We start from the raw sequence: 17,210 nt of genomic DNA, 5'->3' as shown, positions 1-17,210 counted from the left end.
GCCGTGATCTCATGAATCGACCCGGAAGGGACACACGAATGTTCACCAGCGAGAAAGAAATAGTCGACTTCATCACACGTGAAGAGATTGAATTCATCGATGTACGCTACTGCGATCTTTTCGGCATTCAGCAGCACATGATTGTTCCTCCCAATGAGTTCATCGACGGCGCGTTGTCAGACGGCCTGATGTTCGACGGTTCATCTGTGCGCGGCTTTTCCGCGATTCACGAGTCCGATATGAAGCTCGTCCCCGACATCACCACCGCCTACGTCGACCCTTTCCGCGCTGCCAAGACACTGGTCGTCGTCTTTTCGGTCGTTGATCCGTTCACCTCTGAACCGTTCTCCCGTGATCCGCGGCAGGTGGCGCAAAAAGCTGAGGCCTATCTGAAGTCGACCGGCATTGCCGATACGTGCTTCATCGGCGCTGAAGCCGAGTTCTACATGTTTGACAGCGTGCAGTACAAAGTCGAGCCTCACCACAGCATGTTCCGTCTAGACAGCGATGATGCCTACTGGAACACCGCGCGCAACGAGGACGGCATGAACCTGGGCTACAAGACGCCACTGAAAGGCGGGTACGCGCCGGTTTCCCCGATAGATATGTTTGCTGACGTTCGTGACCACATGACACACAATCTTGCTGAAGCGGGCCTCGTCATTGAGCGCGCGCACCACGAGGTCGGTGCAGGCGGCCAGCATGAGATCAACTACCGTTTTGCACCTCTGTGCCAGGCCGCCGACGACATGATGAAGTTCAAGTACATTGTGCGCAACTCCGCGTGGGAATGCGGCAAGACCGCCACGTTCATGCCTAAGCCACTCTTCGGTGACAACGGCTCTGGTATGCACACCCACCTGTCCCTGTGGAAAGACGGCGACCCGCTGTTCTATGACGAACGAGGATATGGTTCCCTGTCCGACCTGGCGCGCTGGTTCATCGGAGGCCTGTTGGAGCACGCGCCCGCCCTGCTCGCCTTTACGAACCCGTCGATTAACTCCTACCGTCGACTCATGCCGGGCTTCGAAGCGCCGGTCAACCTCGTTTATTCGGCGCGCAACAGGTCAGCGTGTATCCGCATTCCGGTGTCAGGAACCTCACCAAAGGCCAAGCGTGTCGAGTACCGCGTACCTGACCCGTCAGCGAACCCGTACCTGTCCTTCTCGGCGTGCCTGATGGCCGGCCTGGACGGTATTCGCAACCGCGTGGAGCCTGCCGCCCCCATCGATAAGGATCTGTACGACCTGCCTCCGCAGGAATACACCGATATCGCCAAGCTGCCTCACTCTCTTGAAGCGGCGTTGGATCACCTGCGTGCCGATTCAGACTTCCTGACAGAAAACGACGTCTTTACGCAGGATTTGATTGACACGTGGATTGAGTACAAGATCGCCAACGAGATCGCGCCGATGCGTGCCTACCCGCACCCAGCAGAGTTCGACATGTACTTCAACGTGTAAGGTGCTCGCCCGCCTGCGGTAAGCTTGTCTGAAACATAGATGATGGCCGCCCCGTCGTCCATCATGACTGTCCACATGAAAGGGAATCACAATGCCTGACCGAGATCAGACCGTATATCGAGCTGACCTCTCCCAGCCGGTGGATCCATCGATGACGATTCCAGCAATGCTGCGCAAGCGCGCCGACGAGTTTCCCTTTGATGTCGTGGTTGAAGATCGCTCCTCGGTGGGCGCAACGCTTCCCATCACCGCGTCTGACCTGCTGGATCGCGTCGAGGTGATCGCACGAGGTTTTCTTGCGTGGGGTCTGGAAGCCGGTGAGCGGGTGGCAATCTTGTCGCCCACCAGTTTTGACTGGCTGGTCCTTGACCTGGCAGTAATGACCGTTGGCGGCGTAGTTGTGCCCATCTACGAATCGGATTCAACCGCACAGATCGATCATATTTTGACCGACGCGCACATCCGACACGTCATCACGGCAACCGTGCAGCAGGCAGATCTGGTGGAGACTGTTCGCCCCGAATGCGTCGAGTCGATCCATTCCCTCGATCGCGGAGCAATGCGTAACCTGGCGCGCGCGGCGGGCCGCATCGTGCCGGACAAGGTTGAGGAGCGTTTCCGCGATGTACGTGGTGATTCTCTGGCCACTCTGGTCTACACGTCGGGCACGACCGGCACCCCGAAAGGTGTCGAGCTGACGCATCACAACTTTGTGGGCACGACGCTGGGTCTGGGGCAAGTCCTGCCGCAGCACCTGTACAACGAGAACTCACGCCTCTTGCTGTTCCTCCCGGTCGCGCACGTCCTGGCGCGCCTGGTCATGCATGCCTTCGTGAGCGGCCGAGGGCGACTTGCTTTCTCACCGGACATTAAGAACCTGCTTCCCGATATTCAGGCCTTTAAACCATCGATTCTGCTGGCGGTGCCTCGCGTCCTTGAAAAAGTTTACAGCGCGGCGTCAGCAAAAGCGGGGAAGGGCACAAAGCTGCGCATCTTCCAGTGGTCAGCCAGACAGTCCCGCCTGTATGCACGCGCAGAGCGCTCCGAAACCAGCACTCCCCTGACGCTGAAAGTCAATCATGGGATCGCGACGGCTCTGGCGTTACGCAAGATCCAGGCGGCACTCGGTCCCAATATCGAGCTGATTATTTCCGGTGGCGCGCCCCTGGCACCGGAACTTGCTGAGTTCTTCTCAGGCCTCGATCTCACGTTGATTCAAGGCTACGGGCTGACCGAGACAACCGGCCCGATCGCCGTGCAGCATGCCGATTACACGCCGTTCAACACGGTTGGCAGTGTTGTTCCCGGAAATGAAATGAAAATCTCCGAGCACGGTGAAATTCTGGTGCGCGGCGTATCTGTTTCAACTGGCTATCACAGCTTGCCTGACGAGACCGCTGACTCGTTCGAGGACGGCTGGTTCCATACGGGCGATCTAGGAACGATCGACCCGCGCAATGGTCACCTGTCGATTACAGGGCGCCGCAAGGAACTCCTGGTAACCGCCGGTGGCAAGAACGTGTCGCCCGAGGTACTCGAAGAACAGCTTCAGACACATCCGCTGATCGGACATGTGATCGTGGTGGGCGATAATCGGCCCTACATTGGTGCACTCATCACCCTCGATTCAGATATGCTCGCCAACTGGCTGGTCGCGCATAATCTGCCAGTTGTTGATCCCTCGGTTGCAATGCGCATGCCGGAAGTCCAGCGTTCTTTGCAGCGGGCCATCGACCGCGCCAACCGCGCTGTTTCGCGAGCTGAGTCGATTCGTCGTTTCCGCCTCGTCGACACCGTCTTTACTGTTGAGAACGGGTACCTGACCCCCTCGTTGAAACTTCGTCGCTCGAAAGTGCTGAAGGATTACGCGCGGGAAGTGGATGCCCTGTACGAGGAAGGCCTGGCCGAGCGCAATGCGACCGTGCGTGCACGTCAGCCGCACGCGAGGCCTGCGTCCACGATGAGCAGGAAACTGCGGTCCTGGCTGCGGCGCTAATTCAGGTGGACTACCGCGCCACTGCGTGCCGATTGCTGTGCTGCCAGCATGATGTCCAGTGACCGGATAGCCGATGCTGCGTCCGGCTGAGGTGTGTGACCGGTGCGCACAGCGTCAGTGAACGTGCGCAGCATGACGCCATCCATATCTTCACCGTATCCCAGCCATGCGGCTTGCCCACAGACGGCACCAGACACCCGCGCATCAAAGGGGGCGAAACGCGCGGTACCTCTTGTGCCGATAATGTCGAGGGTAAGGCCACCCCATGTTGGCGCCGCTTCCGGCATGCTCCATGAACAGTCAATTGTGCCGACCAGACCTGACGGATAGCGCACCGTGACGAGTCCGCTGGTCTCCACGTGAACGTCGGGATTATCTGCGCCCAGAATCCGGTTATCGGCAGCCCACACGGATGATGCCTGTTCACCGTCGAGCAGCATGTCCAGAATGTCAGCGATGTGGACGACATGGTCGACGAGGGCACCGCCACCGGCCTGATCCGGATCAGTGAACCAGGTGCGGCCACCACTGGGGATTTTCCCGTTATTCGAGCCAGCGAAGCCCACCAGATCGCCCAGCTGGCCGTGATCAACTCGCGTCTTGAGTTCTCGGCACGCTGTTGAAAAACGCACCGGATAAGCGGTCATCAGGAAGACTCCTGCCTGACGGCATGCATCCCACATGGCGACAGCATCGTCATGACTGGTGGCGATCGGTTTCTCACACAGGACGTGATATCCACGCTCAGCCGCCCATTCGACCATGCGCCTGTGTTCGGTATTTTCGGAGCAGACGATCACTGCGTCCGGCCCCCATTGCTCTAACTCCTCACAAGTGTCGACGTAGGGCACACCGAGCGCGCGGGCTCCTTTTCTGCCGCGCCATGCAGGGCTGGGGCGTCCTGCCCTGTGTGAATCCGGGTCGGTGCACATCAATTCGACGCCGTCCATGCCCATGAGGGCTGTGGCGTATCCCTCGGCATGCATGTGTGCGAACGACAACAGTCCGATACGAATGGTTTTCATCTCACAACTCCACTACCGCATCGCGATGGGCTGACAGGCGAACCGCGTCTGCCAGCTTCAGCGCTTCGACCGCGTCTTCTGCACTCACCCTCGGCGTTGAGCCGGTGGACATGGACTCCATGAAGTCGCTCAGTTCTGCGTAGTAGGGGTCGGCCGGGGATCCTGATGTGGTCGGCAGCATTGATGCGTCAGTTGGTGCGTCGCTGCGGACCTGCAGAGGTGGGTGAGCTGTTGAATCGTGCTCCAGACACCCGTCGGTTCCCGCAACATAGAATGAAGTGCGAAATGGTGTGCCCACCGGCCCCCACGTCGCGCGCACATTCGAGATCGCTTCGTCCTCATGACGCAATGTCGCCTGAGCAACGCTCACGCGCCGCCCATCGGGAGCAGTGGCATGGCGCAGCGTTGCATACACGCTGCGTACCTCTCCCAGCACCCATCGGGCAATATCAAGGTCATGGATCATGAGATCATCGACAATTCCACCGGATTTTTCCTCGTCAGCGAACCACGAGGCCCATTGCGGGAACGTGCCGGTCCGGTTCAGACGTGCTACCGCCGGGCGGCCGATATATCCGCTGGAGACGGCATCGTGGAGGGTGGCATATTCCGGGAAATACCGCACGACATGCGCGACGTACAGTGCGTTGTCGCGTGCGCGTGACAATTCAAGCAGCTGCTGTGCTGTCGGCGCGTCCAGTGCCAGCGGTTTTTCACAGATGACCTGGCGCCCGGCGTCCAGTCCGGCGCGCACAGCTTCCTCGTGTGCGTATGTTGGTGTCAGGACATCGATCACCTGGGATTGTGCGACCAGGTTCTCGAGCGTGTCAACGACGCGTCCGGTGGAGAACTCCGCGCACAGCTCGTTGGCGTCTTCCTTCGAATAGACGAGGATGTCAACGCCCAGTGACCGCCACGCTGACATGTGGGATCGCGCAATGCCGCCAGCTCCGACCAAACCTACTATTATGCGCCGGTCACCACTCATAGATCTACTCTACGCTGAAGTCGAGAATTTTTCTTAAATACTGACCAGTGAATGATTCGTCGACGGCGGCAACATCTTCAGGTGTGCCCTCAGCCACGACCTGGCCACCGCCGGATCCCCCTTCAGGGCCCATGTCAATGATCCAATCCGCGCACTTGATGACATCCAGGTTGTGCTCAATCACGATGACCGTATTGCCTTTATCAACCAGTGTCTGCAACACCATCAAGAGCTTGCGAATGTCTTCGCTATGCAGACCCGTCGTCGGCTCGTCCAGAACATACACTGATCGTCCTGAGGAGCGTCGCTTCAGTTCGGACGCCAGTTTTACACGCTGAGCTTCGCCACCGGACAGTGTCGTGGCGGCCTGTCCCAGCCGCACGTACCCCAGGCCAACCTCGACGAGCGTGTTGAGATGACGAGCGATACGCGGCAGCGACTGGAAGAACTCCGCCGCTTCCGAGATGGACATATCCAGAACATCTGCCACTGTCTTGCCCTTGTAGTGGACTTCCAGTGTCTCCCTGTTGTACCGCTTGCCGTGACACACCTCGCACGGCACATACACGTCGGGCAGGAAGTTCATTTCAATGCGAATCGTGCCGTCGCCCTTGCAGGCTTCGCACCTGCCGCCCTTGACATTGAAGGAGAAACGTCCCGGCATGTAGCCGCGAACCTTGGCTTCATGCGTTTGTGCGAAAAGCTGGCGAATCAGATCCCACACCCCGGTGTAGGTAGCTGGGTTCGAACGCGGGGTGCGTCCAATGGGTGACTGATCCACATGAATCACCTTGTCGAGGTGATCCAGACCGGTGATCGCGCGGTGGCGTCCCGGAACCATGCGCGCCCCATTGAGGCGGGATGCGAGGGACCGATACAGAATCTGGTTAACCAGAGTGGATTTGCCCGATCCTGACACGCCCGTCACGGCGATGAACACTCCGAGAGGGAATGACACGGTGAGGTTATCGAGGTTGTTTTCACGCGCGCCTTTCACCGTGATGACGCGGGAGCGGTCCACCGGCCTGCGTTCGGTTGGAATGGCAATGGACCGGCGCCCCGACAGGTACTCCCCTGTCAACGAGTTCCGATTCTTCTTCAACTCCTCCACGCTTCCGGAGTACACGACCCATCCGCCGTTTTCTCCGGCACCCGGTCCAATGTCCACGACCCAGTCGGCCGATTCAATCGTTTCTTCGTCATGTTCGACAACGATCAGCGTGTTGCCGAGGTCGCGAAGGCGCTTCAGGGTGGCGATCAGGCGCTGGTTATCACGTTGATGCAGGCCGATAGATGGCTCATCCAAGACGTAGAGAACCCCGACCAGTCCCGACCCGATCTGGGTGGCCAGCCGGATACGCTGAGCTTCACCACCGGAAAGGGTTCCGGCCGCCCTTGACAATGTCAGGTACGTCAACCCCACATCGTTGAGAAACTTCAAGCGGGCGATGATTTCCTGCAAAATAGGGCGCGCAATGAACTGCTGTCGCTGGTCGAGCTCGAGCTCACTCATGAAACGCTCGAGATCAGCAATCGACAGGTTCGACACCTCGGCAATGTTCAGGCCACCGATGCGCACAGCCAGCACTTCCGGCTTCAGGCGGGCACCCTGACACACGGGACATGGCACCTCACGCATGTACGCTTCCAGGCGTTCCAACGTTCGATCCGACTCAGTTTCCTCACGCTTGCGTTCGATGTAGTTGACAGCGCCTTCGAAGCCAGTCGTGTAGGAACGCTCGCGCCCCCACCTGTTACGGAACTTGACTTTCACTTCGTAGTCTTTGCCGTACAGGATCGCCTGGCGCGCCTGACTGGGCAGCTCCTTCCACGCAGTCCTGGTCGAAAAGCCGAGCTCCTTACCGAGGGATTTCAGCAAGCGTACGTGGTACTTAACGTTCCGGCTCCACGGTGCGACAGCCCCATCCTCAAGAGACAGTTCTTCGTCGGGAACGACGAGGTCAGGGTCGACTTCCAGCCGCGAGCCGATTCCCATACATTCAGGACATGCACCGTAAGGAGCGTTGAATGAGAATGTGCGAGGCTCGATCTCTTCAAGTGCAAGTGGATGGTCGTTCGGGCAGGCGCGCTTTTCAGAGTAGCGGCGCCGCCTGTTCGGATCGTCCGCGTCCAGATCCACGACGTCAATGACAACCAGGCCTTCCGACAGCCCCAGCGCTGTTTCTACCGAGTCAGTCAGACGCTGCTTCATACCGTCGCGCACCACCAGTCGGTCGATGACGACTTCGATGGTGTGTTTCAGCTTCTTCTCAAGGGTCGGCGCGTTCTCCAAACGCACCACTTCACCGTCAATCAATGCGCGTGAATAGCCGGCAGCGCGCAGATCGTCAAGTAATTCGCGGTACTCACCCTTGCGGCCACGCACGACGGGTGCGAGGACCTGGAAGCGGGTGCCCTCCTCCATCGAGCGCACACTGTCCACGATCTGCTGCGGGGTCTGGGCGGTGATTTCAGCGCCACACGTCGGACAGTGCGCAGTGCCCGCCCGTGCGAACAAAAGACGCAGGTAGTCGTGGATTTCAGTGATCGTGCCTACCGTTGATCGCGGGTTACGTGAGGTGGATTTCTGATCGATGGACACTGCCGGAGAGAGGCCCTCGATGAAGTCAACGTCAGGTTTGTCCATCTGACCGAGGAACTGGCGCGCATATGACGACAGGGATTCAACGTAGCGGCGCTGCCCCTCGGCAAAAATGGTATCGAATGCGAGGGATGACTTTCCGGAGCCGGACAGGCCGGAAAAGACGATCATCGCGTCACGAGGTAACTCGAGGTTGACGCTTTTGAGGTTGTGCTGGCGCGCTCCGCGCACGATCAACTGGTCTGACACCCCTCGATCCTACGGCTCCGGCGCGATTCTCGCACATCTGTTCCATGTGGGGTGGGTGCGCAGGATCTGTTCATGCATTCAGGCGCGCCGCGATCGCAATGCTGGGATAATTGACCTATGCGTATCTATGTCGTTGAGTACACGTATGACACCAAGTTGAATTCTCTGACGCAGGATTTCCGCCCGGCGCACCGCCGTTTCCTGCGGGATCTGTATACGAAAGATGTTCTGCTGTCCTCAGGTTGGCTCCGCGATGCGATGCATGAGGGTGCCCTCATCATCTTGAAGGCAGAGTCCGCCAATGTGGCGCTGAAGATCCTCGAGGATGATCCGTTCTACGTTCAGGGGTTCATCATTGATCGGCGCATCATGCAGTGGGAACCGACCATCGGCAGCCTGGCCGAAGAATTCGACACGAAGTTCCCGTACTCGTAGATTTCGGCTGCCTCTAGTCGACCAGCCCTTTGAGAGCCCGAGCCACCAGCTCCGGCTTCTCAACGGCGCTCATATGCCGCGCCTGAGGGATGCGTGCCACCTGCACAGTCGCCCCTCCACTGCGGATGGTGCGGGCCAGTTCGTCAGCGCCCGCCCAGTTCAGTGAACCGTCCTCTTCAGCGCTGATCAGGAGGGTTGGAGTGTGGATGCTCGCAACGTCGCCACGCATGTCCGTACTGGCGAGGACCTCGCAGCACTGCGCGTATCCCTCGTCATCACAGTTTTCGAAGATCCTGCGAATCGCCTCAACGCGGTCAGCACCCTCCCCCGAAGCAAATTCAGGCATGAACCAGCGCTCGAACGTTGCGTCCACCAGGCTTGCTGTGCCGTCGCGACGCACAGCCTCAGCTTTGTCGTACCACTGATCAGGCTGACCATTGATCGGCCCGGCACTCATGACGGTGAGGCTGCGCACCCGCTGAGGATGTGTGATTGCAGTAGCCATGGCGACCATGCCACCCAGTGACAGTCCGGCGCAATGAAACGTATCGACGCCGTGATCATCCAACGCGCCAAGCAATGCTTCCACAACGTCGGTCATCTTCAGTTCGCGGCCGACCGGAGCAATCGGTGTTCCTCCGTGCCCGGGAAGATCGTAGAGGACAATATAAAAATCGTCGCGAATCAAGGGGATGACGCTCTCCCACATGTCGTGGCTTGATCCCAGTGAATGTCCCAGCACCAACGCCGGAGCATCCTCGTTTCCCAGGATCGTCAGCGGCAGCTTCCATGCAGTCATCTTCAACTCCTTCACGCGGTATCTCCGCACTGTCAGTCTAGTGGCGCACCGTCCGTTTCAGCCTTTCGCTGGTGGCGCAATGAGTATGCGCGATGCGCCGCTTCGATGAGGATACAGGCGGTGAGGCCGCACGCGAGGATCACCCATCCGTCGTGCGCTGCCGGCCACTCCAGCGCAAAGAAGTCGCGGATGAGTGGAATGAATACTCCCGCGATGGCACAGATCAGCATGAGGGCGATCAGTCCCGCCCTCCACGAATTCACCGGGCGTGCGGTAATGGACAGGAGCCACAGTGCACCACACATCAACGACAACGCGGCAGCGGTTTGGCCCTCCACTTGTCCTACGCCCACCATCCAGTACGCAGTCAACGCAGCTGCAGCCAACACGCACCCTGATGGAACGGCCAGGCCGAGCACGCGCTTCAAATATCCGCTGACGTATCGTCGCCTGTTCGGTCCCAGCGCGATGAAGAATGCCGGGATTCCGATGGTCAGCGCATCAATGTAGGTGAAGTGACGGGGCAGGAACGGGTAGTGCCAGGCGGCAAGCGCGCAGATCACGGCTATGAGGCTGGCGTAGACCGTCTTGGCCAGGAAGAGCGCGGAGACACGTTCCATATTCGCCATGATGCGCCGCCCTTCAGCGACGACCCCTGGCAGAGCTGCAAACGCTCCATCGACCAGCACGATCTGCGCCACCGCTTTCGTGGCGCGGGCACCGCTGCCCATCGCGATTCCCAGGTCGGCATCTTTCAGGGCAAGTGCGTCATTGACGCCGTCACCCGTCATCGCGACAGTATGCCCGCGAGACTGTAATGCCCGCACCATTGCGCGTTTTTGCTCCGGAGTGACACGTCCGAACACATCATGATCCATCACGGCCTGCACGAACGCGTCGCTGTCCATGTCCTCAGGCAGGGTGCGCGCATCCATCCCGCGAATCGTCGCCTGGTCCTCACGCAATGAGGCCACGCTCGCGATAGCCTGCACAGTCGCAGGATTGTCACCTGATATCACGCGTACCCGCACGCCCTGCCGGCGGAAATACGCCATTGTGTCAGCAGCGTCGGGGCGGATCTGTTCGCGCAGGACGATCAGAGTGTTCGGCTGAAGTCCCTGCGGCAGTTCCTCCCCCATTAACGAGGGCGCTGCCGGCGCACAGCTGAGCACCACAACGCGAAGTCCCTGGTCGGCAACGCGCGTGACGTGATCCAGCACGTTCGCGTCAGTCACCGTCATTTCCGGAGCGCCCAGCACCCAGGCCTGCTGTCCATCACTGAATCCCGACCATTTGCGTGTCGAATTGAATGGGACGCTCCAGTTATCAGACAGGTCAGCTGGCTCCACCTCGAGTGCCTGCGCCTTCAGATGAGCAACGATCGCTTCCGCAGTTGCGTTGTGTGTGGAAGCATTGAGTGTCAACAGTGCGCGGGCGGCACCCTCGTCAATTCGGTCACCGCTGTCACCCGCGCCTAGGGGAATCATGGAATCGACGCTCACTCCGCCAGTGGTCAGCGTTCCCGTTTTGTCAACGCAGAGGGCATCCACACGCGCGAGGACTTCCACCGCGGGAAGCTCATTGACGAGGACTTTGCGCCGTGCCAGTGTTGCCGCGCCGAGGGCGAAGTTCATGGAGGTCAGCAGAACCAGGCCCTGCGGGATCATGCCGACAACTGCCGCGACCGCCAGGACGAGTGCGTGCCGCCATCCACCACTGAGTGGATCGAGGCGGATCTGCGACCATACGATCAGCGCGGTGACGGGCACAATCAGCCACGAAATGACCCGCAGGACGCGGTTAATGCCCTGCTGAATCTCGGAAGTGGTGCGCGTAAACCGGCGGACCTGCTCTGTGAGCGTATGGGCATAGACGGCGTTTCCGACAACAGTGGCTTCGATAAGGCCGTCACCTGAGACGACGGCGGTGCCGGCCAGGACGCGGTCACCCTGCTTTTTTCTGATCGGTACGGATTCGCCCGTCAACAAAGATTCGTCAATGTCGAGGCTGTGGGAAGTCTGCACGATTCCATCGACGGGAACCTGGTCCCCCAGGCGCAGCTCGATGATGTCGCCGCGTACCACGTCTTCCGACAGGACCTCGCGCTCTTCACCATCCCGCCACACCAGCGAATGCGGCGCGTCGACAATCGCCAGGGAATCGAGCGTTTTCTTCGCGCGGTATTCCGCCGCGATACCGATGATGGCGTTGAGTACCATCACGCCGCCGAACACTGCGTCCCGCCAGTCCCCCACAATCAGTACCACAACAATTGCGGTGGTAAGGATCGTGTTGAACAGGGTGAAAACATTCGCTCGCGCTATTGATCCGAGCGAGCGGGACGTCTTCGTATGGTGATGGTTGACCTCACCCTGACGGGTGCGTTCTTCCACTTGTGCGGCCGTGAGGCCGGATGGCCCGGGTGCTGGCATCAGTCCACTGACGGACGCGGCTCAGTATGCTGCTCGTCGGAGTCAGCGACCTCACGCACCGAGGAGCGTGCCGCATCCTGCTCGGCCTTGGCACTGCGATTAATCGGCTGAGGCGCCCGCTGGGCGTTTGAGTGGCGTGACTTCAGGATCGAGGCGATCACCGTGATGATCAGCGTTCCGGCGATGACGGCCAGTGAGAGCGGTGTGCCCACCTCGGGGACGCTTTCGAAGCCCTGTCCACCGTTAATGAACGGCAACGTGTTCTCATGCAGGGCGTGCAAAATGAGCTTCACGCCGATGAAGCCAAGAATGACGGCCAGGCCGTAGTGAAGGTACACGAGACGATCAAGCAGTCCGTCGATCAGGAAGTAGAGCTGACGCAGGCCCAGCAGGGCGAAGGCGTTGCACGCGAAGACCAGGTACGGCTCTTTCGTGAGGCCGAAGATTGCCGGAATGGAGTCGAACGCAAACATGAGGTCGGCTGACCCCAGAGCGAGGACCACCAGCAGCAGCGGTGTCACAGCAGTCTTTCCGCCATGGCGATAGAGGAACCGGTCCGAGTAATACCCGTCGGTGACGGGAACGATGCGGCGCACGAGGCGGATGAACCCGTTTTCACCCTGTTCGGATTCTTTCTCGTCTCCGCCGGTCCCCTGGCGTGCCTGAGAGTATGCCGTCCATAGCAGCCATGCACCGAAGATAAAGAAGACCCAGGAGAAGCGCTCAATCAGTGCGGCGCCGATCAGGATGAAGATCAGGCGCATGACGAGCGCAATGATGATGCCGCTGAGCAGCGCTTTTTGCTGATATTCTCGCGGCACTCTGAACGAATTCATAATGATGACAAAGACGAACAAGTTGTCGAGCGACAGGGACCATTCGGTGATCCAGCCGCCGTAGAACTCTCCGGCATACTGGCCGCCATAAATCGCCCAGATCCCGATTCCGAATAGCATCGCGAGAGAAACGTAGCCCACAGTCCACAATGCCGCCTCTTTCATGGTGGGGGCGTGCGGTGTACGGACATGACCGATGATGTCGATAGAAATAAGCACAATGACGACGAGGCCTAGGCCGACCCAGCCGAGCGCGTGAACGTCCACGTAAAACCTTCCGTGTTCGGGGTGATACAGCCGAGGTCTGGTCCGCCTGTCTGCGACAGGCCTCGGTACCGGGTTCGCTGCGCGCACGTAGCGTCCCGAGATGACGATACCGGGTTAAAGGATTACTCCCCTCGTGGATCTCATACTACCGCGTTCAGACGCCCCGGAATCAGTTTGCTTCCTTCATCTGTCGAAGCTCACGTTTGAGATCCGCCACCTCGTCACGCAGCCGGGCGGCCAGCTCGAACTGAAGGTCGCCTGCCGCCGCATGCATCTGCGCTGACAGGTCGTCAATGAGCTGCGCCAGTTCAGCTTCAGCCTGAAGTCCCAGTCGTTCACGGGTATCCCTGGCGTGGCGCAACACGTCGTCGCTGGCTCGGGCATGTCCGATGGGCTTGCCGGAGCGTTCCTGACGGTACCCACCTTCCAGCAGTGATTCCGTGTCAATGTCCTCGCGTGCGAGCATGTCTGTCACGTCAGCGATCTTCTTGCGCAGAGGTGTCGGATCAATGTGATGTTTTTCGTTATAGGCAATCTGCTTGGCTCTGCGCCTTTCGGTTTCCTCAATCGCCGCACGCATCGAATCGGTGATGTTGTCGGCGTACATGTGAACCTCGCCCGACACGTTACGGGCTGCGCGGCCAATCGTCTGAATGAGGGAACGCGTTGAGCGCAGGAACCCTTCCTTGTCCGCATCCAGAATGGACACGAGCGATACTTCGGGCAGGTCGAGGCCTTCTCGAAGCAGGTTGATCCCGACAAGGACGTCGAACTTGCCCTGACGCAGTTCCCGCAACAGTTCCACGCGGCGCAACGTGTCGACATCCGAGTGCAGATATTCGACGCGAACGGAGCGTTCGGCCAGATACGTGGTGAGGTCTTCTGCCATTTTTTTGGTCAATGTGGTGACGAGGACGCGCTCATTGCGTTCCACACGCACCCGGACTTCTTCGAGCAGGTCATCAATCTGTCCCGAGGTAGGCTTCACAATCACCTTCGGATCGACTAGGCCAGTTGGGCGAATGATCTGTTCAACAACTCCGTCGCAACGCTCGAGCTCGTAGGGGCCGGGTGTGGCCGACAGATACATGGTCTGCCCGATGCGCTCAACAAATTCATCCCACTTCAGTGGCCGGTTGTCCATTGCCGAGGGAAGACGGAAACCATGATCGACGAGGGTGCGCTTACGCGACATGTCGCCCTCGAACATGGCACCGATCTGCGGAACCGTGACGTGAGATTCATCGATAATGAGCAGGAAATCGTCCGGGAAATAATCCAGGAGAGTGTGCGGCGGCGTGCCGGGGCCGCGACCGTCAATATGGCGTGAATAGTTCTCCACACCCGAGCAGGTGCCGACTTCCTTGAGCATTTCCAGATCATAGGTTGTGCGCATGCGCAGTCGCTGCGCTTCGAGAAGTTTGCCCTGAGATTCGAACCATTCGAGGCGTTCGGCCAGTTCATCCTCAATCGACTTGATCGCACGCTTCATACGCTCTTCGCCAGCGACATAGTGAGAGGCCGGAAACAGGTAGACCTGGTCAACGTCACGTATTACGTCACCTGTCAGCGGGTGCAATACGGCGAGCTGGTCGATTTCATCACCGAACATTTCGATGCGGATAGCGAGTTCCTCGTACACCGGGATGATCTCGATGGTGTCCCCGCGCACACGGAACGTGCCGCGGGTGAATGACATGTCGTTGCGCACGTACTGCATATCCACGAAGGCGCGCAGCAAATCGTCGCGGTCAATGACCATTCCTCGCTGCAAATCCACCATACGTGCCACGTATTCTTCAGGCGTGCCCAGGCCGTAAATGCAGGACACCGACGAGACCACAACCGTGTCCCGACGCGTCAGCAATGAGTTGGTTGCCGAATGTCGCAGGCGTTCAACCTCGTCATTAATGGAGGAGTCTTTTTCAATATAGGTGTCTGTCTGAGGCACGTATGCTTCAGGCTGGTAGTAGTCGTAGTACGACACGAAGTATTCGACCGCGTTCCTGGGCAGGAATTCGCGGAACTCGGCGGTGAGCTGAGCGGCCAGCGTCTTGTTGGGCTCCATGATCAGGGCGGGACGCTGAATTTGTTCGATGAGCCACGCGGCCGTTGCCGTCTTGCCGGTGCCGGTCGCGCCCAACAGCACGACATGTTGTTCCCCACCGTTGATGCGTTCGGCAAGCTCACGAATCGCGTGTGGCTGGTCGCCTGAAGGGGAATACTCCGCGATCACTTCGAAAGGATGTTCCTGGCGTAAGATTCGTTGCCCGCTCATACGTCCCACCGTAGTCGCTGCTAACTGCTACCGCTTCCCGCCCATGGAGCAAGTGTCCTAGACTCATATCTATATGAGTGCCTGCATGCGCCATAAGACCAGAGTTGTCTTCGATGAAGGTGGATTACTGTGACACATACTGCTGATCAGCCCCAATGGTGGAAGTCCTCGACTGTTTACCAGATCTATCCTCGGTCTTTTCAAGACTCCAACGGTGACGGCATCGGTGACATTCCCGGCATTACATCGCGGGTGCCGTATCTGAAGAAACTCGGTGTTGACATCGTGTGGCTGTCTCCCCTGTACCGCTCCCCTATGGCCGACATGGGATACGATATTGCGGATTATCAGGATGTTGATCCGATGTTCGGTACCCTCGATGATCTTGATGAGCTGATCGCGCAGCTGCATTCTCACGGCATGCGCCTGATCATGGATCTTGTAGTTAATCACACCTCCAACCGGCACCCCTGGTTCCAGGAGGCGCTCGACCCCGCATCAGACAAGCGCGACTGGTACATCTGGCGCGACCCGCGCCCGGGAGCAACCGCCCACGAGGTGCCGGCAGGGCAGCGCCGCGGTGATGAGCCTAACGACTGGACTGCGGCATTTAACGGCCCGTCATGGACGTGGCACGAAGCCTCCCAGCAATACTACCTGCACCTGTTTGCGCCTGAGCAGCCGGATTTGAACTGGGACAACCCTCAGCTGCGCCAGGCGATCTTCGAGATGATGTGCTGGTGGCTTGACCGAGGCGTTGACGGCTTCCGCATGGACGTCATCAACCTGATTTCCAAGCCTGAAGGATTCGACCAGCCTGGCGAAGGCTCTATCACATCGGCCGCTTTCGGCCCGCACTTCCACGAGTACATCCAGCAAATGCACCGCGAGGTGTTCGACCGCTATCCCGACCGCGTGTTCTTCACCGTCGGTGAGACACCGGGTGCCACACCCCATGATGCGATTTTGACCTCTGATCCGGCGCGCCGCGAGTTGGATATGATCTTCCAGTTCGAGCACATGGGGCTGGACAGTGCTGACGGGGACAAGTACCACATTCGCGATCTGCATTTGCCTGACATGAAGCGCAACCTTGCGCGCTGGTCGCAGGAACTGGCTGGAAAGGGCTGGAACTCCCTGTACCTGTCGAACCACGATCAGCCGCGTCCCCTGTCGCGCTATGGCGATGAGGAGAATCACCGCTACCATTCAGCCACCGCATGGGGCGCGATGCTGCACGCTCACCCGGGCACACCGTTCGTGTTCGAAGGCGAAGAGATCGGCATGTCGAACTACCCGTGGTCCGGTATCGACCAGTTCAAGGATGTGGAAACGATTGGTCAGTGGCGCCAGTCAGTCACCCTCGACGGCCAGGATCCTCAGGCAGTGTGGCCGGCGATCGTGAAGATGAGCCGCGACAATGCCCGCACCCCGATGCAGTGGGATGCGACCGAGAACGCCGGATTCACGACCGGTGAACCGTGGCTGCCGGTGAACCCGAATTATGAGACGGTCAACGCGCAGGCACAGGTTGATCAGGCAGGCTCCACGTTCGAGTTCTACCGCGCGATGATCGCGCTGCGCAAGGAGTATCCGATTCTGGTCGAGGGTGACTTCGAGCTGGTCGAGCCAGATGATCCATCGATGTGGTGGGTGCGGCGCACCCTGGGCGGCCAGGTGCTCGATGCGGTGGCGAATATGTCCTCGCATTCCATTGCCTGCGCTGTCCCCGACGGCGACGTGATCTTGTCGAACCGTCGTCACGACAACGGGGATGACTGGGAGTACGCGGCTCTGGCCCCGTGGGAAGTCCGGTGGGTGATCCACCCAGCTTAAGTGC

General features: G+C 59.2%; 11 protein-coding genes. 4 read left to right on the top strand and 7 right to left on the bottom strand.

Translation table 11 applies throughout. From position 1 onward, the window contains the following. Positions 1–38 precede the first annotated feature (38 nt). Together glnA and AC1DA5_RS03415 are read left to right on the top strand one after the other, a co-directional pair. Positions 39–1,463, top strand: coding sequence for a type I glutamate--ammonia ligase (glnA, locus tag AC1DA5_RS03420; protein WP_070727148.1), 1,425 nt, complete (start codon positions 39–41; stop codon positions 1,461–1,463). Positions 1,464–1,614: 151 nt separating this feature from the next. Then, positions 1,615–3,459 (top strand): AMP-dependent synthetase/ligase, encoded by a 1,845-nt coding sequence (locus tag AC1DA5_RS03415; RefSeq protein ID WP_480289309.1) that lies wholly within the window; start codon positions 1,615–1,617, stop codon positions 3,457–3,459. On the opposite strand, the gene AC1DA5_RS03410 is transcribed toward AC1DA5_RS03415, so the two are convergent. From AC1DA5_RS03410 to uvrA, 3 genes are read right to left on the bottom strand one after another with little or no spacing between them, the layout of a single operon-like run. Beyond that, complete coding sequence (locus AC1DA5_RS03410; RefSeq protein WP_070727143.1) at positions 3,456–4,484, bottom strand: Gfo/Idh/MocA family protein; 1,029 nt, start codon at positions 4,482–4,484, stop codon at positions 3,456–3,458. The two genes, AC1DA5_RS03415 and AC1DA5_RS03410, sit on opposite strands and share 4 nt — an antisense overlap. Position 4,485: 1 nt before the next feature. Continuing rightward, positions 4,486–5,472: a Gfo/Idh/MocA family protein gene (locus AC1DA5_RS03405; protein ID WP_480289219.1), complete on the bottom strand. Its 987-nt coding sequence runs from the start codon at positions 5,470–5,472 to the stop codon at positions 4,486–4,488. Positions 5,473–5,476: 4 nt separating this feature from the next. Next, positions 5,477–8,323: an excinuclease ABC subunit UvrA gene (gene uvrA, locus AC1DA5_RS03400; protein ID WP_480289218.1), complete on the bottom strand. Its 2,847-nt coding sequence runs from the start codon at positions 8,321–8,323 to the stop codon at positions 5,477–5,479. Positions 8,324–8,440: 117 nt separating this feature from the next. Between uvrA and AC1DA5_RS03395 the strand changes: the two genes are divergently transcribed. Next, on the top strand, positions 8,441–8,758 hold the full coding sequence (locus AC1DA5_RS03395; RefSeq protein WP_070727138.1) for a YciI family protein: 318 nt from the start codon (positions 8,441–8,443) through the stop codon (positions 8,756–8,758). 13 nt (positions 8,759–8,771) lie between these two features. Here the strand turns inward: AC1DA5_RS03395 and AC1DA5_RS03390 are convergent, their stop codons facing one another. The 4 genes from AC1DA5_RS03390 to uvrB form a co-directional block, all read right to left on the bottom strand. Beyond that, on the bottom strand, positions 8,772–9,557 hold the full coding sequence (locus AC1DA5_RS03390) for an alpha/beta fold hydrolase (protein ID WP_480289217.1): 786 nt from the start codon (positions 9,555–9,557) through the stop codon (positions 8,772–8,774). 32 nt (positions 9,558–9,589) lie between these two features. Next, positions 9,590–11,989: an HAD-IC family P-type ATPase gene (locus AC1DA5_RS03385; RefSeq protein WP_480289216.1), complete on the bottom strand. Its 2,400-nt coding sequence runs from the start codon at positions 11,987–11,989 to the stop codon at positions 9,590–9,592. Next, the gene (locus AC1DA5_RS03380; RefSeq protein ID WP_480289215.1) at positions 11,989–13,092 is read right to left on the bottom strand and encodes a TerC family protein; all 1,104 of its coding nucleotides are present in this window, start codon (positions 13,090–13,092) and stop codon (positions 11,989–11,991) included. Before AC1DA5_RS03380 ends, AC1DA5_RS03385 begins: the two co-directional genes overlap by 1 nt. 169 nt (positions 13,093–13,261) lie before the next feature. Next, positions 13,262–15,370 carry an excinuclease ABC subunit UvrB gene (gene uvrB, locus AC1DA5_RS03375; RefSeq protein WP_058236656.1) on the bottom strand — a complete coding sequence of 703 codons (2,109 nt, stop codon included), beginning with the start codon at positions 15,368–15,370 and terminating at the stop codon, positions 13,262–13,264. Between the two features lie 129 nt (positions 15,371–15,499). On the opposite strand from uvrB, the gene AC1DA5_RS03370 reads away from it, so the two are divergent. Continuing rightward, positions 15,500–17,206, top strand: coding sequence for an alpha-glucosidase (locus AC1DA5_RS03370; protein ID WP_082628511.1), 1,707 nt, complete (start codon positions 15,500–15,502; stop codon positions 17,204–17,206). Positions 17,207–17,210: the final 4 nt, after the last annotated feature.

This window comes from Pauljensenia sp. C0254C2 (assembly GCF_056583835.1).
This window is presented reverse-complemented; position numbering and strand designations above follow the sequence as displayed.

What these genes read in the sequence shown, in the direction of transcription:
- glnA (WP_070727148.1), top strand. Translation starts at nt 39, where the DNA reads ATGTTCACCAGCGAGAAAGAAATAGTCGACTTCATCACACGTGAAGAG.
- AC1DA5_RS03415 (WP_480289309.1), top strand. Translation starts at nt 1,615, where the DNA reads ATGACGATTCCAGCAATGCTGCGCAAGCGCGCCGACGAGTTTCCCTTT.
- AC1DA5_RS03410 (WP_070727143.1), bottom strand. Translation starts at nt 4,484, where the DNA reads ATGAAAACCATTCGTATCGGACTGTTGTCGTTCGCACACATGCATGCC.
- AC1DA5_RS03405 (WP_480289219.1), bottom strand. Translation starts at nt 5,472, where the DNA reads ATGAGTGGTGACCGGCGCATAATAGTAGGTTTGGTCGGAGCTGGCGGC.
- AC1DA5_RS03395 (WP_070727138.1), top strand. Translation starts at nt 8,441, where the DNA reads ATGCGTATCTATGTCGTTGAGTACACGTATGACACCAAGTTGAATTCT.
- AC1DA5_RS03390 (WP_480289217.1), bottom strand. Translation starts at nt 9,557, where the DNA reads ATGACTGCATGGAAGCTGCCGCTGACGATCCTGGGAAACGAGGATGCT.
- AC1DA5_RS03385 (WP_480289216.1), bottom strand. Translation starts at nt 11,989, where the DNA reads ATGCCAGCACCCGGGCCATCCGGCCTCACGGCCGCACAAGTGGAAGAA.
- uvrB (WP_058236656.1), bottom strand. Translation starts at nt 15,370, where the DNA reads ATGAGCGGGCAACGAATCTTACGCCAGGAACATCCTTTCGAAGTGATC.